We start from the raw sequence: 14,093 nt of genomic DNA, 5'->3' as shown, positions 1-14,093 counted from the left end.
ACGGCAAGGTTCGTACCGTTCCCACACCCATCGAGACGAGAGGCCGACATGAGCAAACTGCATTTCATCGGCGGCGAAAAAGGTGGCGTCGGCAAATCGCTGGTGTCGCGCCTGCTCGCCCAGTACATGATTGACCACCATCTTCCCTTCATCGGTTTCGACACCGACAAGTCCCACGGTGCCTTGCTGCGTTTTTATGCCGATTACGCCTCGCCGGTCATCATCGACCGCTACGAGAGCCTGGACCGCATCGTCGATGCCGCGATGGAGCAGCCTGACCGGCGCATCCTGGTGGACCTCGCCGCGCAGACCCACCAGTTCCTGGTGCGCTGGATCGAGGATTCCGGCCTGCTGGATCTGCGCGAAGACCTGGGCATGTCCCTCGTCTATTGGCATGTGATGGACTCGGGGCGCGATTCGGTGGACCTGCTGCGCGCCCTGCTCGGCCAGTTCGGCGGGCGCATGCAACTGGTGCTGGTGCTCAATGAAGTGCGCGGCGACCGCTTCGACATTCTCGATGCCTCGGGCCTGAAAACGCGTGCGGAAGACCTCGGCGCCCGCGTCACCGGCCTGCGCCACCTGCAGGACACGACCATTCAGAAAATCGACGCCCACAACACCAGCTTCTGGGCCGCCGTGAACCTGCCCGACCCCTCGGGCAACGGTCTCGGGCTGATGGAGCGCCAGCGGGTCAAAATCTGGATGAGCCGCACCTACAAGGCGTTCGACCAGGTGCAGGTTTGAGGACCAAGGCTGCTCGTCGGCGCAAGGCCGCGCCTTGCACCAGGCACCATGCCGTCAGCCTGCTGCGCAACGCCTCTCGGACCAGGATGATGCATGGCTGACACTCCCACGAGCATCCTGGCGAACATGCCGACGCAAGCTGGCCAACGCAGCATGGGCCCGCTGCGGCAGTTGTTCCCTTTCCTGCGGCCTTATCGCGGCCGCATCGCCCTGGCCCTGGTGTTTCTGCTGCTGGCCGCCGGCAGCACCCTGAGCTTTCCACTGGCATTGCGCTGGCTGATCGACGGCGGCCTGCTGCACCCCTCGACCAACGCCAGCCGCGGCGGCCTCGGCATCCATTTCGTCGCGCTGTTCGGCCTGGCGGTGCTGCTCGGCATGTTCTCGGCGGCGCGCTACTACATGGTGAGCTGGCTGGGCGAGCGCGTCACGGCGGATTTGCGCAGCCGGGTCTACGGCCATGTGCTGACGCAATCGCCGCAGTTCTTCGAGCACACGCAAACCGGCGAGGTGCTGTCGCGCCTGACCACCGACACCACGCTGGTGCAGACCGTGGTCGGCTCCAGCCTGTCGATGGGCCTGCGCAACAGCGTGGTGTTCCTCGGCGGCATGACCATGCTGGTCGCCACCAGCCCGCGCTTGATGCTGAGCGTGGTGGCCGTCATCCTGCTGGTGGTGTTCCCCGCCGTCACCATCGGCCGCCGCGTGCGCCGCCTGTCGCGCGCCAGCCAGGACCGCATCGCCGATTCCAGCGCCATCGCCGCCGAGGTGCTCAACGCCATTCCCACCGTGCAGAGCTATGGGCGCGAACCGGACGAATCGCGCCGCTTCAGCCAGGCCGCGGAAGACGCCTTCAGCACCGCGGTGCGGCGCAGCCGCATGCGCGCGCTGCTCACCGCCTTTGTCATCGTCGCCCTGTTCGGCGCACTCATCTACGGCCTGTACCTGGGCACGGTGGCCGTGGTCGAAGGCCGCATGAGCGCCGGCACCCTGGGGCAGACGGTGCTCTACATCGGCCTGGTGGCGGGCTCCGCCGCCTCGCTGTCGGAGGTGTTCGGCGACTTGCTGCGCGCCGCCGGCGCCACCGAGCGGCTGATGGAACTGCTGGCCGAGCGCTCGCCAGTGGCCAATCCGCCCCAGCCGCAGGCGCTGCCGGCGCCGCAGGGCAGCTCCACCGTGCAGTTCGCCCATGTGCGCTTCACCTACCCTTCGCGCCCGGAACAGCCGGCGCTGGACGATTTTTCGCTGCTGGTGGAGCCGGGTGAGACCGTGGCCCTGGTCGGCCCCAGCGGCGCCGGCAAGACCACGGTGCTGCAACTGCTGCTGCGCTTTTACGACGTGCAGCATGGCGCGGTGAGCGTGGACGGCGTGCGCGTGGACCATGCCGAACTTGCAGCGCTGCGTGAGCGCATCGGCCTGGTGCCGCAGGACGCGGTGATTTTTTCCGCCAGCGCGCTCGACAACATCCGCTACGGCCGGCCCGAGGCCAGCGAGCACGAGGTGATGCAAGCCGCGCGCGCCGCGCAGGCCGACGGCTTCATCCGCGAATTGCCGCAGGGCTACAACACCTATCTGGGCGAGCGCGGCGTGCGGCTTTCGGGCGGCCAGCGCCAGCGCCTGAGCATCGCCCGCGCCATCCTGAAAAACGCCCCGCTGCTGCTGTTGGACGAAGCCACCAGCGCCCTCGACGCGCAAAGCGAACGCGCCGTGCAGGCTGCGCTGGAACGGGCCATGCAGGGCCGCACCACCATCGTCATCGCCCACCGCCTGGCCACGGTGCAGCGGGCCGACCGCATCGTGGTGCTCGAGCGCGGCCGCATCGTCGACATCGGCAACCATGCCGAACTGATGGCGCGTGGCGGCCTGTACGCCCACCTGGCGTCGCTGCAGTTCATGCACGGGCCGGGGAACTTGTCGACTGGCGAGCAACGCAGTTACATTTGACGCCATAACAAGGCCGTCACCGATTCCGGGCACCACGCCGTCCCAACGTGCACCGCATTCCAACCCACTGACCCTCCCGCCATGCAACAAGACAAACCCAAGAAGATCCTCGTGGTCGACGACGATGCCCGCATCCGCGACCTGCTGCGACGCTATCTGGCCCAGGAAAACTACGAGGTGTTCGTCGCCGAAGACGCCAAGGCCATGTCGCGGGTGATGGTGAAAGAGCGCTTCGACCTCATCGTGCTCGACCTCATGCTGCCCGGCGAAGACGGCCTCACCGTCTGCAAGCGCATGCGCTCGTCGAAGGATTTCACCCCCATCATCATGCTCACCGCCAAAGGTGAAGATGTGGACCGCATCATCGGCCTCGAAGTGGGCGCCGACGACTACCTGCCCAAGCCCTTCAACCCGCGCGAACTGCTCGCCCGCATCAGCGCCGTGCTGCGCCGCCAGCCCAACCCCGAGTTGCCCGGTGCCCCGGCGCGCGACGACGAAACCGTGCTGTTCGGCCCGTTCAGCCTCGACCTCGCCCGGCGCGAACTGTCGCGCGAGGGCGAACTCATCAGCCTGACAACGGGCGAGTTCGCCATGCTCAAAGCGCTGGTGCGCCACCCGCGCCAACCGCTGTCGCGCGACCGCCTGGCCGAACTGGCCCGTGGGCGCGACTACGAAGCCTTCGACCGCAGCCTGGACGTCGCCATCTCGCGCCTGCGCAAAATCGTCGAGATCGACCCCGCTCACCCGCGCTACATCCAGACCGTGTGGGGCGTGGGCTATGTGTTCGTGCCCGACACCAAGGACGCCTGAATTCGCCAGTCCTGCTTGACTGGCGCTGACGCCGCTGTGAGCCCCCGACGGTCCGCATGCGGACTCCCCACGGGGGCGTCAAGCAAACTCGGGTTCGGCGCTTCGTTGCCTTGCGGATATTCCTCATGAGCGCCAACGCGCCCGCGCAACCGCCCAAACCCCCGTTCGATCCAGCCCCCGCCACCCTGGCCAAGCCCAGCCTGGCGCGGCGCGTGTTCGGCGGGCTGTCGGGCCGGCTCTACTGGCGCACGTTTTTCCTCATCGTGCTGCTGGTGCTGGCCAGTCTGGCGGGGTGGTTCCAGAGCTTTCGCGTGCTGCAGCTCGGGCCACAGGTGGAGCAGACCTCGCGCCAGATCACCAGCCTCATCGACCTCACCCGCATCGCCCTGGTGCATGCGGCACCCGAATACCGCACGGCCTTGCTCGACGAGTTGGTCAAGCGCGAAGACATTTACATCTACCCGCGCGAAGCCAGCGACCAGTGGACGCCGATGGCGCACACGGATTTCACCCGCCGCCTGACGGCTTCGGTCGACCAGCGTCTGCATGAAAAGCTGGATTTCGCCGACGTGGTGAATGGCCGCTCCGGGCTGTGGATCGGTTTTCGCATCGAGCGCAGCGACTATTGGTTGCTGCTGGACCGCTCGCGCATCGACCCCTCGCTGGGCGAGGCCTGGATCATCTGGGGCGTGCTGGCGACGTTGCTGGCGATGATCGGTGCAGCCATCATCGCCCGTTTCATCAATCGCCCGTTGCGCGACTTGAGCATCGCCACGGCCATGGTGCGCGAAGGCGATTTTTCGCAACAACTGAACGAAACGTCGGGCACGCAGGAAATCCGTGAGGTCAACCGCGGCTTCAACCGCATGGCGCGCGCGCTGCAGGAAATCGACCAGGATCGGGCCTTGATGCTGGCCGGCATTTCCCACGACATCCGCACCCCACTTGCCCGCCTGCGCCTCGAGGCCGAACTGAGCGTGCCCGACCCGCAGGCACGGCAGGACATCATCGCCGACATCGAGCAGGCCGACTCCATCATCAGCAAATTCATGGAGTACGCGCGCACCGCCAGCCCGGTGCGCGAAAGCGTGGACCTGCCCGATCTGGTGACCAAGATCATGGCGGACTACAGCAAGGATGCCGATTTGCGCATCCGCATGCCGAGTAACGCCGAGGCCCAGGCCCTGGCCGACCCGCTGGAATTGCAGCGCATCATCGTGAACCTGATCGAGAATGCCAGGCGCTACGGCCGCACGCCCGGCAGCAACCGGGTGGAGCTGGACATCGGAATCAGCAAACGCAGCAACGAGGTCTGCCTGAGCGTGCGCGACCACGGCCCTGGCGTCACCGCCGACCACCTGCCCCTGCTCACCCGGCCGTTTTTCCGCGGCAACGAAGCGCGCACCGCCGCGAAGGGCACCGGGCTGGGCCTGGCCATCGTCGATCGCACCATCACCCGCATGGCGGGTCGGCTGGAGATCAGCAACGCCAAGGGCGGTGGTTTGATGTTGCGCATCTGGCTGCAGCGCGACCCGGCCGATGTCCTGCCGCCTCCACAGCTTTGATCCCAAGCGCTGGCCTTCGCGCCGATGCTGACAGCGCCAGAACCAGCGCGAGCAGCCCTAGCCGCGCAGGGCGCGTCGCTGCGCGGCCGCCTTGCGCGCCCGGGCACGTCGTGCATCTTTCGGGTCCACCGTCAAGGGCCGGGTGATGTCGATGCGATCGCCCGGGTGGGCCAAGGCGCTGGCCGGTTTGAGCACACCGAATACGGCCAGGCGCAGGTGGCCGCTCGGGTCGCGCCAACTGCTGTCGGGCAAGTCCAGCCCGCTGCGGCTCACCGCATCACCCAGACTTGCGCCGGGGGCGAGCCGAACCGTGCGCAACTGGGCCGCGCCGCAAGCGGGGATCCAGCAGACCTGAACCTCGATGAGGCCGGGGGCCGATGCCGCCTGCTGTTCAGCCATAGATCTTTTCGGCGCGTTGCACGAAGGAATCGACAAAGGTCTTGGCGATATGGCCGAACACCGGGCCAATCACGGCTTCCACCAGCCTGCTGGAGAAGTGATAATGCAGTTCGAAGTCGATCTTGCAGGCCTTGTCACCCTCCAGCGGGGTGAAACGCCAGTGGCCCTGCAAATCGGAAAACGGCCCATCCACCAGCCGCAGATGAATTTCACGCCCTGGGACCTGGGTGTTCACGGTGGTGAAACTCTGCTTCACCCCCTTGAAATCGATGCGAATGGTGGCGCGCATCTGCTCGGGCGTGGCCTCGTGCACCTCCGTCCCACCGCACCAGGGAAGGAATTGCGGATACGAGGCCACATCTGTCACCAGACCGTACATTTGGCTTGCGCTGTACCAGATCAGAACGGACTTGTGAACGACGGCCATGGGGAGGGTTCTTAAAATGGGCGATTGTAAAAAAACGGCCAAGCGCCGCGACAACGCATCATGAGCATCGCCGAAAACCGGAAAGCCGCTTTCAACTATTTCCTCGAAGACCGCTTCGAGGCTGGTTTGGTGCTGGAAGGCTGGGAGGTGAAGGCCATCCGCGCCGGCCGCGCCCAGTTGCTCGACGGCTATGTGCTCATTCGTGACGGCGAAATGTTCCTGGTGGGCATGAATGTCACCGCCTTGCAAAGTGCTTCAACCCATGTGCGTCCCGATGCCAGCCGCACCCGCAAGCTGCTGCTGCACAAAGACGAAATTCGTCGCCTCATCGGCAAGGTGGAGCAGCGCGGCTACACCCTGGTGCCGCTGAACCTGCATTACAAAAACGCCCGCATTAAACTCGACTTCGCCCTGGGCCGCGGCAAGAAACTGCACGACAAGCGCGACACCGAGGCCAAGCGCGACTGGGACCGGGAAAAAGCCCGCATCATGCGCCACGGCAGCAAACACGGCGAGTGACGCCGCAGGGCGGCCCCTCCTGGCCAGGCTTGTGCCTCACGCTCCCGGTCCAAGAACCTTTCCCTGCGCAGTAACTTGCGGGTTCGGGTGGCGCCCGCCCTGCGCTCCTGACGCCGTCCTCGCTGCTTCCGCGCCGATATGGTCCATGAACCCAGCCGTCTTGCCGTCGAGCTGCTCCTGAATGGCGATGTGGGTCATCGCCCTGGTGAGCGCGGCACCGTCAGTGAACTATTCCGACCCTGGCACGGAGGGGCGAGAGCCGCTGCGTTGAACGGGCATGATGTGCTCCTTTTGCGCGCAAGCGCTCACAGTTCCTGCCGCGTGGGGCGGAACAGAATCTCGTTGATGTCCACATCCTCCGGCTGGCTGATGGCGAAGGCCACGGCCCGCGCGAAAGAGTCGGCAGAGATGGCATACGCCGCGTAAAACTGCTGGATGCTCTGGGCCACGTCCGGCTCGGTGATGCTGTCGGGCAGCTCCGTCGCCACCGCCCCCGGCGAGATCACCGTGGTGCGGATGTTGTAGGGCTTGACCTCCTGGCGCAGCCCTTCTGACAACATCAGCACGGCGCTCTTGGTCGCCGCGTACACCGCGCTACCGGGCCGCACCTTGTGGCCAGCCACCGAGGAGACGTTGATGATGTGACCGGACTGTTGCCGCTGCATATGCGGCAGCGCTGCGGCAATGCCGTAGAGCACGCCCTTGATGTTCACGTCGATCATCCGGTCCCACTCGTCGATCTTGCGGCGCTCCAGCGGCGAGTGCGGCATCAGCCCGGCGTTGTTGATCAGTACGTCGATGCGTCCGTAGGTCTGCACCGCCATGTCGACCAGGCGCTGGACCTGGTCGGGGCGGGTGACATCCGTCGCGACGGCAAGGGCCTTGCCCCCGGCCCGCGTGAGTTCGTCGGCCAGGGAAACGATGCGATCGACGCGCCGCGCGCCAAGCACGACACTTGCGCCTTGCGCGCAAAGATGCCGGGCCGCCGCCTCGCCCAGCCCACTACTGGCGCCGGTGATGACGACGACTTTTCCCGTGATGTTGTTGCTCATGGTGTTTGCTCCGAAATGTCGTGGTAGCCGCTCACAGACCGGTGCGCCGCTCCAGCGCTTCTGGATAGCGCGCGCCCTGGATGGGGATGGCCGCGGCCGCGGTGGTGATCTCGCGCAGATCCTCCGCGCTGAGTTCCAGCGTGACGGCACCCAGATTCTCGTCCAGGCGGTGCAGCTTGCTCGTGCCCGGAATGGGCACGATCCAGGGCTTTTGCGCCAGCAGCCAGGCCAGCGCGATCTGCGCCGGGGTGGCGTTCAGGCGCTGCGCGATCGCACGCAGCAGATCCACCAGCGCCTGGTTGGCCTGGAGCGCATCGGGCGCGAAACGCGGCACGCTGCTGCGGAAATCCGTGCTGTCGAAACGGGTGGTGGCGTCGATCGTGCCGGTCAGAAACCCCCTGCCCAGAGGACTGAAGGGCACGAAGCCGATGCCGAGTTCCTCGAGCGTCGGCAGCAGTTCCTCTTCCGGCCGTCGCCACCACAGCGAGTACTCGCTCTGCACGGCAGTCACCGGCTGGACGGCGTGGGCGCGACGAATGGTCTGCACGACCGCTTCGGAAAGGCCGAAGTGCCGGATCTTGCCTTGCCGGATCAGGTCCTTCACCGTGCCGGCAACGTCTTCGATCGGGACGTCCGGATCGACCCGGTGCTGGTAGTACAGATCGATGACCTCGAACTTGAGGCGCTTGAGCGAACCCTCGACGCTTTGCCGGATGTGCTCGGGCCGGCTATCGACGATTTGCTGTTTGTCGGGATTGATCGCGATCCCGAATTTGGTGGCGATCGCCACCTGGCCCCGGAGAGGCGCGAGCGCCTCTCCGACCAGTTCCTCGTTGGTGTGCGGGCCGTAGACCTCGGCGGTGTCGAACAACGTGACGCCGCGCTCGACGGCTGCGCGGATCAGCGCGATCGCCTCCTGCTTGTCGGTGGCCGGTCCGTAGCCATGGCTCAGCCCCATGCAGCCCAGCCCCAGGGCCGAGACTTCCAGATTCGTGTTGCCAAGTATGCGTTTTTGCATGTGCGTGCTCCTGAAGTGGGTTGAAAAAACGGACTGTCGCAACCGATGGGAGACGAGCAATGCGCCCCTCGCTTGTCGATGGCGACACTGTAGACAGCAAAGAATCACCCGACTAGATGGCACAATCTGCATGAGCTTATGAATGGAGTTCATCAATGGCACGCGAAGACCTGAATGCTCTTTTGGCCTTCCTCGCCATAGCGCAGGAGCGCAGCTTCACCCGAGCGGCAGCGCAGCTCGGGGTTTCCCAGTCGGCGCTGAGCCATACGGTGCGCGGGCTGGAGACCCGGCTGGGGCTGCGACTGCTGACGCGCACCACCCGCAGCGTCTCGCCCACCGAGGCGGGCGAGCGCCTGATGCGGACCTTGGGGCCGCGATTCGCCTAAATCGACGCCGAATTGCTGGCCTTGCGCGAACTGCACGATAAGCCCGCAGGCACCATTCGCATCACCGCCGCCGGGCACGCCGCCAATACCGTGCTCTGGCCCAAGCTGTCGACGGTGCTACCCGACTATCCGGACATCCAGGTCGAAATCTCGGAGGACTACGGCCTGACCGACATCGTGGCTCAGGGCTTCGATGCCGGAGTGCGGCTGGGCGAACTGGTGGAGAAGGGACATGATCGCCGTGCGCATCGGACCGGACCTGCGCATGGCCGTGGTGGGCACGCCCGACTACTTCGCACGGCACCCGGCGCCACGCACCCCGCAGGATCTGGCGACGCACAACTGCATCAACCTGCGGCTGCCCACTCATGGCGGGCTGCTGGCCTGGGAGTTCGAGCGCGATGGTCATGCCTTGAAGGCCCACGCGCAGGGTCAGTGGGTGTTCAACAGGAGCACGCCGATGCTGCGTGCAGCGCTGACCGGTGCCGGCCTGGCCTACCTGCCCGAAGACCTGGCGCTGGACCATCTCGCGGCGGGCCGACTGCAACGTGTTCTGGAGGACTGGTGCCCGGCCTTCGCCGGCTACCACCTCTACTATGCGAGCCGCCGGCAATCCTCACGAGCCCTGGGTGTGATCGTCGAGGCGCTGCGGTTTCGGGATTGAGCTTCGCGCCCGGTCAGCATGGTCAACGCGCTTCAGGCGCCCAAAAAAACGGCCACCGCGCGGTGGCCTTGCCTCCTCGGCGGACTGAGCCCGCTCTCCTGTTTCGTTGCTTCAAGCCGCTTTCTTGTCGAAGAACTGTTCGTCCTCGGTCGAGCCTTTGAGGGCAGCGGTGGACGATTCGTTTTCGATGGTGGTGGTCACGGCGTCGAAGTAGCCGGTTCCGACTTCGCGCTGGTGCTTCACGGCGGTGAAGCCCTTGTCGGCAGCGGCGAATTCGGCCTCCTGCATCTCCACGAAGGCGCTCATCTGGTTGCGGGCGTAGCCGTAGGCCAGGTTGAACATGGAGTAGTTCAGCGCGTGGAAACCGGCCAGGGTGATGAACTGGAACTTGTAGCCCATGGCGCCGAGTTCTTTCTGAAACTTGGCGATGGTGGCGTCGTCAAGGTTCTTCTTCCAGTTGAACGAGGGCGAACAGTTGTAGGCCAGCATCTTGCCGGGGAACTTGGCGTGAATGGCGTCAGCGAAAGCCTTGGCGTAGGCCAGATCGGGCTTGCCGGTTTCGCACCACACCAGGTCGGCATAAGGCGCATAGGCCAGGCCGCGCGAAATGGCTTGCTGCAGGCCGGGCTTGGTGCGGTAGAAGCCCTCCACGGTGCGTTCGCCGGTGCAGAACGGCTTGTCGGTGTCATCCACGTCGGCGGTGATCAGGTCGGCAGCTTCGGCATCGGTGCGGGCCACCAACACCGTGGGCACACCCATGACGTCCGCGGCCAAGCGCGCGGCAATCAACTTGGCCACGGCTTCACGCGTCGGCACGAGCACCTTGCCACCCATGTGACCGCACTTTTTCACCGAGGCGAGCTGGTCTTCAAAGTGCACGCCCGCGGCGCCGGCTTCGATCATGGACTTCATCAGTTCGAAAGCATTGAGCACGCCGCCGAAGCCGGCTTCGGCATCGGCCACGATGGGGGCGAAGTAGTCGATGAAGCCTTCGTCGCCCGGGTTCTTGCCTTCCATCCACTGAATCTGGTCGGCGCGGGTGAGGGTGTTGTTGATGCGCTTGACCACGCTGGGCACGGAGTTGGCGGGGTAGAGCGACTGGTCGGGATACATCTCGCCAGCGAGGTTGGCATCGCCAGCGACTTGCCAGCCCGACAGGTAAATGGCCTTGAGCCCGGCCTTGACCTGCTGCATCGCCTGATTGCCGGTGAGCGCGCCCAGGGCGTTGACGAAAGGCTCGCCGTGCATGTCTTTCCACAGGCGATGGGCACCGCGTTTGGCCAGGGTGTGATCGACCATGACCGAGCCGCGCAGCTTCACCACCTCGGCGGCGGAGTACCCACGCTGAATGCCGGCCCAGCGAGGGTTGGTGGACCAGTCTTGCTGAAGTTGCTGAATTTGCTGCTCGCGCGTTGCCATGAGACGATCTCCGGAAGTGGGAAGAAAGGATGCGGCAAGCTTACACCTCATGTGCGCCGCACCATAGTGTTGTATCTTATACAAGACTATTTTTTTACTCATTATTAATCAATATGTTGCGATCATTTTATTGCGATGTGGAATGACAATTCGTGATTCTGAAGACGAAGCTCTTGCTGCGCAGCATGGTCTTTCCGCATAATGAAATCAAAATCGCATATTCTGAAATCCAACGGTTTGACGCGCCTGAGCGGCGCGTCAAGCCTGGCAAGTTCAGTTCTGTGATCACCGCTTGAACCCATGAACACCACCATCTCACCGCCCATGGAACGCCACGCGCCGCAAGATCTGCGCGATTTGTTCTGGTCCTTCAACCGCCTGACCCTTTCCGGCTTCGGCGGTGTGCTGCCATTCGCCCAGCGCGTGCTGGTGGACGAGAAGCAGTGGCTCAGCCGGCAGGAGTTCGTCAACCTGCTGTCCATCAGTCAGGTGCTGCCAGGGCCCAATCTCATCAACCTGGCGCTGATGGTGGGCCAACGCAGCTTCGGCTGGCGCGGAGCGCTTGCGGCGCTGGCAGGCATGTTGGCGGCACCCCTGGCCATCGTGCTGTTCATCGCCGTCGGCTACTCCACCTGGGCGACCGTCCCCTTGGTGCACAACGCGCTGCGTGGCATGGAGGTGGTCACAGCCGGGCTGGTCATTGCCATGGCGCTGCGCCTGGCGCCGGTGCTGCGGCGCGCGCGCACGGCGCCGCTGTGGGCTGCCGCGGCATTCGTCAGCGTGGGGCTGCTGCGCTGGCAGTTGCTTGGCGTCATGCTGGCGCTGGGACCGTTGGCCGTGCTGCTCGCACGCTTTGGGCGGCGGGCGCCATGACGTTCGCGACCCTGAATCTGACCGCCCTGCCCGGGCTGTTCGGCCACTTCATGCTGTGGTCGCTGCTGTCGATCGGCGGGGCCATCGGGCTCCTGCCCGATATGCATCGCTATCTGGTGGACGCGCAGCATTGGGTGACCGACGAGCAGTTCAATGCGGCCCTGGCGCTGGGCCAGGCCTCGCCGGGGCCGAACATGATTTTGTTCGCCGCGCTGCTGGGCTGGCATGTGGCCGGGCTGATCGGTGCGCTGGCTGGCGCCATCGGCCTGATCCTGCCGTCCACGCTCATCACCCTGGCCTATTTTCGCTACAGCAGCAGCAACCCCGAACACCGCTGGATCCGGGCGATCCACGATGGCCTCGCACCCATCACCGTGGGTCTGCTGCTGTCTTCGGGCTGGCTGCTGGCGGCGCATAACGTCCATGCCTTCCTGGAAGGATGCATCGTTGCCGTGGTGGTCGCTCTGAATCTGTGGACGCGCATCAACCCACTCTGGCTTTTGCTGGGTGGCGCAGCAGCCGGCGCCCTCGGCTTGATGTGAGGTCCAAGCACCATGATGCATCGCATGACGGGTTTGCAACAGTGCGGCTCCCTGCCGGTCTGGGACACAGCCGCGCTGCGACGCATCGAACACGATGCAGCATCCGGTTTGCCGCCGCACGGCTTGATGCAACGCGCGGGGGATGCCATCGCCCGCCTCGCGCGCGCCCGCTTCCCCCATGCGCGCCAGGTGACCATGCTGTGCGGCCCCGGCAACAACGGCGGCGACGGCTTGGTCGCGGCCGCAGCCCTGGCGCGACATGGCTTGCAGGTTTCGGTGTGGATGGTGGCCTGCGGCGCGGCCGCCGACTGGCAACGCACGACACGGCCGGCCGACTGGCTCTGGGCCTTGCAACTGGCTCGCGACGCAGGCTTGCAACCGTTGCCGTGGACGCAAGACGCTGCAACATGGGCATGGCAAGGGGCCGGTCTCATCATCGACGCCTTGCTCGGCATCGGCCTCAACCGTGCGCCCGAAGGCGAGATGGCCGCTGCCATGGCCGCATTGGCGCAGCACCCGGCGCCGGTCCTGGCGGTGGATCTGCCCTCCGGCTTGGCGAGCGACACCGGCACGGCGCCAGGAGAGATGGTTCGCGTCGAAGTCACGCTCACCCTGCTTGGCCTCAAGCCAGGCCTGCTGACCGGACCCGACGCCCACGCCTGTGGTGAGCTCTGGCTGGACGATCTGGACGCATGGGGCGATCTGGGTGACAGCGCCATCTCAAGAAAACGCCGGACCGCCCCAAGTTTTCTTGACCCCCTCGGGGGGCGGCTGCTGCAAGGCAGCGGCCTGGGGGCTCTCACCCCTAAACCCGATGCCACAGCCATGCTGCTCGGCGCGGCCGATGCCATCGCGGCATTGCCGCAGCCCGGATCGGCGGCGCACAAGGGCGAGCGCGGTGACGTGCACATCTTCGGCGGCGCGATGGGCATGACCGGCGCCGCCCTGCTTGCCGCCCGCGCTGCCCTGGCCTTGGGCGCCGGGCGCGTGTTCGCCGCCCTGCTCGACCCGCAAGCGCCATCGTTCGACGCCGCCCGGCCTGAGCTGATGCTGCGCAAACCGCAAGCCCTGCTGGAGATGGTTCGCCATGCGCCCACGCGGGAAGGCCGATGCTGCGTGGTTTTCGGCCCGGGCGCGGGCATGTCTGCCGAGGCCTTGTCGATCCTGCAAGCGTTGCTGGCGCTCGATCAGCCCTTGGTCATCGATGCCGACGGGCTCAACTTGCTGGCAGGCCAGGCCCGCGACGGGCTGCTTTGGCAGGCGCTGCAACAACGCCGCGCCCCAACCTGGCTGACCCCGCATCCCCGTGAAGCTGCGGGTTTGCTGCAGTGGGATACCGCCCGGGTGCAGGCCGATCGCCTGAGCGCCGCGCGAACCCTGGCTGCCCAGAGCCGGGCGCACTGCGTGCTCAAAGGCGCGGGCAGCGTGATGACCACGCCGGACGGCGCCGCGTGGATCAACCCCAGCGGCAATGGCCTGCTGGCCACGGCCGGCAGCGGCGACGTGCTCACCGGCACGCTCGCCGCCTGCATCGCACCCGCCAGGAACCCGAATGCAGCGATTGCCGCCGCGCGCGCTGCCGTATGGCTCCACGGCGCCGGTGCCGACCTCGCCCGGGAAGAAGGCCAGGGCTTGCGCGCCGGAACCCTGCCCGACGCCATGGTCCGCGCGCAAGCCCTGGCGAACGGGCTGCCCATCGACATGGATCGCGCGGGGCACCGCTTGTAGCGCCCT

Annotated in this window: 14 protein-coding genes and 1 pseudogene; 10 read left to right on the top strand and 5 right to left on the bottom strand. The window is 65.8% G+C overall.

From position 1 onward, the window contains the following. Positions 1–48 precede the first annotated feature (48 nt). The 4 genes from ACYCUK_RS05985 (at position 49) to ACYCUK_RS05970 (ending at position 5,060) form a co-directional block, all read left to right on the top strand. A complete protein-coding gene (locus tag ACYCUK_RS05985) occupies positions 49–744 on the top strand; it encodes a P-loop NTPase family protein (RefSeq protein ID WP_461593908.1) in 696 nt (231 codons plus the stop codon). 93 nt (positions 745–837) lie between these two features. Next, on the top strand, positions 838–2,685 hold the full coding sequence (locus ACYCUK_RS05980; RefSeq protein ID WP_461593907.1) for an ABC transporter transmembrane domain-containing protein: 1,848 nt from the start codon (positions 838–840) through the stop codon (positions 2,683–2,685). An 81-nt stretch (positions 2,686–2,766) separates the two neighbouring features. Further along, positions 2,767–3,495: an osmolarity response regulator transcription factor OmpR gene (ompR, locus tag ACYCUK_RS05975; RefSeq protein ID WP_112486837.1), complete on the top strand. Its 729-nt coding sequence runs from the start codon at positions 2,767–2,769 to the stop codon at positions 3,493–3,495. Between the two features lie 125 nt (positions 3,496–3,620). After that, positions 3,621–5,060, top strand: a complete 1,440-nt coding sequence (locus tag ACYCUK_RS05970) for an ATP-binding protein (RefSeq protein WP_461593906.1) — start codon at positions 3,621–3,623, stop codon at positions 5,058–5,060. A gap of 57 nt (positions 5,061–5,117) precedes the next feature. Here ACYCUK_RS05970 and ACYCUK_RS05965 read toward each other — a convergent pair whose 3' ends face one another. After that, a complete protein-coding gene (locus tag ACYCUK_RS05965; RefSeq protein WP_461593905.1) occupies positions 5,118–5,459 on the bottom strand; it encodes an RnfH family protein in 342 nt (113 codons plus the stop codon). Then, entirely contained in the window at positions 5,452–5,886 is a 435-nt protein-coding gene (locus ACYCUK_RS05960; protein WP_461593904.1) for a type II toxin-antitoxin system RatA family toxin, read from the bottom strand. The genes ACYCUK_RS05965 and ACYCUK_RS05960 overlap by 8 nt, the downstream gene beginning before the upstream one ends. 60 nt (positions 5,887–5,946) lie before the next feature. On the opposite strand from ACYCUK_RS05960, the gene smpB reads away from it, so the two are divergent. Next, complete coding sequence (smpB, locus tag ACYCUK_RS05955) at positions 5,947–6,405, top strand: SsrA-binding protein SmpB (protein WP_461593903.1); 459 nt, start codon at positions 5,947–5,949, stop codon at positions 6,403–6,405. Positions 6,406–6,710: 305 nt separating this feature from the next. On the opposite strand, the gene ACYCUK_RS05950 is transcribed toward smpB, so the two are convergent. After that, positions 6,711–7,457, bottom strand: a complete 747-nt coding sequence (locus ACYCUK_RS05950) for an SDR family oxidoreductase (RefSeq protein ID WP_461593902.1) — start codon at positions 7,455–7,457, stop codon at positions 6,711–6,713. Positions 7,458–7,488: 31 nt separating this feature from the next. Further along, positions 7,489–8,475 carry an aldo/keto reductase gene (locus ACYCUK_RS05945; protein ID WP_461593901.1) on the bottom strand — a complete coding sequence of 329 codons (987 nt, stop codon included), beginning with the start codon at positions 8,473–8,475 and terminating at the stop codon, positions 7,489–7,491. A 155-nt stretch (positions 8,476–8,630) separates the two neighbouring features. Here ACYCUK_RS05945 and ACYCUK_RS05940 point away from each other — a divergent pair. Next, positions 8,631–9,525: pseudogene (locus tag ACYCUK_RS05940) on the top strand (LysR family transcriptional regulator). Between the two features lie 111 nt (positions 9,526–9,636). Here the strand turns inward: ACYCUK_RS05940 and aceA are convergent. Beyond that, positions 9,637–10,944, bottom strand: coding sequence for an isocitrate lyase (aceA, locus tag ACYCUK_RS05935; RefSeq protein ID WP_461593900.1), 1,308 nt, complete (start codon positions 10,942–10,944; stop codon positions 9,637–9,639). 152 nt (positions 10,945–11,096) lie between these two features. Here aceA and ACYCUK_RS05930 point away from each other — a divergent pair, with 152 nt between their 5' ends. The 4 genes from ACYCUK_RS05930 to ACYCUK_RS05915 are packed head-to-tail and all read left to right on the top strand — an operon-like array spanning position 11,097 to position 14,087. Further along, complete coding sequence (locus ACYCUK_RS05930; protein WP_461593899.1) at positions 11,097–11,240, top strand: hypothetical protein; 144 nt, start codon at positions 11,097–11,099, stop codon at positions 11,238–11,240. 4 nt (positions 11,241–11,244) lie between these two features. Next, complete coding sequence (locus tag ACYCUK_RS05925) at positions 11,245–11,817, top strand: chromate transporter (RefSeq protein ID WP_461593898.1); 573 nt, start codon at positions 11,245–11,247, stop codon at positions 11,815–11,817. Then, positions 11,814–12,359 (top strand): chromate transporter, encoded by a 546-nt coding sequence (locus ACYCUK_RS05920; RefSeq protein ID WP_461593897.1) that lies wholly within the window; start codon positions 11,814–11,816, stop codon positions 12,357–12,359. Before ACYCUK_RS05925 ends, ACYCUK_RS05920 begins: the two co-directional genes overlap by 4 nt. Before the next feature lie 12 nt (positions 12,360–12,371). Continuing rightward, positions 12,372–14,087: an NAD(P)H-hydrate dehydratase gene (locus ACYCUK_RS05915; protein WP_461593896.1), complete on the top strand. Its 1,716-nt coding sequence runs from the start codon at positions 12,372–12,374 to the stop codon at positions 14,085–14,087. Positions 14,088–14,093 lie beyond the last annotated feature (6 nt).

The sequence above is a fragment of the Thiomonas sp. genome, assembly GCF_054608695.1.
This window is presented reverse-complemented; position numbering and strand designations above follow the sequence as displayed.

Bases quoted from the DNA above. Each gene is read 5' to 3' on its own strand.
- ACYCUK_RS05985 (WP_461593908.1), top strand. From the start codon at position 49: ATGAGCAAACTGCATTTCATCGGCGGCGAAAAAGGTGGCGTCGGCAAA.
- ACYCUK_RS05980 (WP_461593907.1), top strand. From the start codon at position 838: ATGGCTGACACTCCCACGAGCATCCTGGCGAACATGCCGACGCAAGCT.
- ompR (WP_112486837.1), top strand. From the start codon at position 2,767: ATGCAACAAGACAAACCCAAGAAGATCCTCGTGGTCGACGACGATGCC.
- ACYCUK_RS05970 (WP_461593906.1), top strand. From the start codon at position 3,621: ATGAGCGCCAACGCGCCCGCGCAACCGCCCAAACCCCCGTTCGATCCA.
- ACYCUK_RS05965 (WP_461593905.1), bottom strand. From the start codon at position 5,459: ATGGCTGAACAGCAGGCGGCATCGGCCCCCGGCCTCATCGAGGTTCAG.
- ACYCUK_RS05960 (WP_461593904.1), bottom strand. From the start codon at position 5,886: ATGGCCGTCGTTCACAAGTCCGTTCTGATCTGGTACAGCGCAAGCCAA.
- smpB (WP_461593903.1), top strand. From the start codon at position 5,947: ATGAGCATCGCCGAAAACCGGAAAGCCGCTTTCAACTATTTCCTCGAA.
- ACYCUK_RS05950 (WP_461593902.1), bottom strand. From the start codon at position 7,457: ATGAGCAACAACATCACGGGAAAAGTCGTCGTCATCACCGGCGCCAGT.
- ACYCUK_RS05945 (WP_461593901.1), bottom strand. From the start codon at position 8,475: ATGCAAAAACGCATACTTGGCAACACGAATCTGGAAGTCTCGGCCCTG.
- aceA (WP_461593900.1), bottom strand. From the start codon at position 10,944: ATGGCAACGCGCGAGCAGCAAATTCAGCAACTTCAGCAAGACTGGTCC.
- ACYCUK_RS05925 (WP_461593898.1), top strand. From the start codon at position 11,245: ATGAACACCACCATCTCACCGCCCATGGAACGCCACGCGCCGCAAGAT.
- ACYCUK_RS05920 (WP_461593897.1), top strand. From the start codon at position 11,814: ATGACGTTCGCGACCCTGAATCTGACCGCCCTGCCCGGGCTGTTCGGC.
- ACYCUK_RS05915 (WP_461593896.1), top strand. From the start codon at position 12,372: ATGATGCATCGCATGACGGGTTTGCAACAGTGCGGCTCCCTGCCGGTC.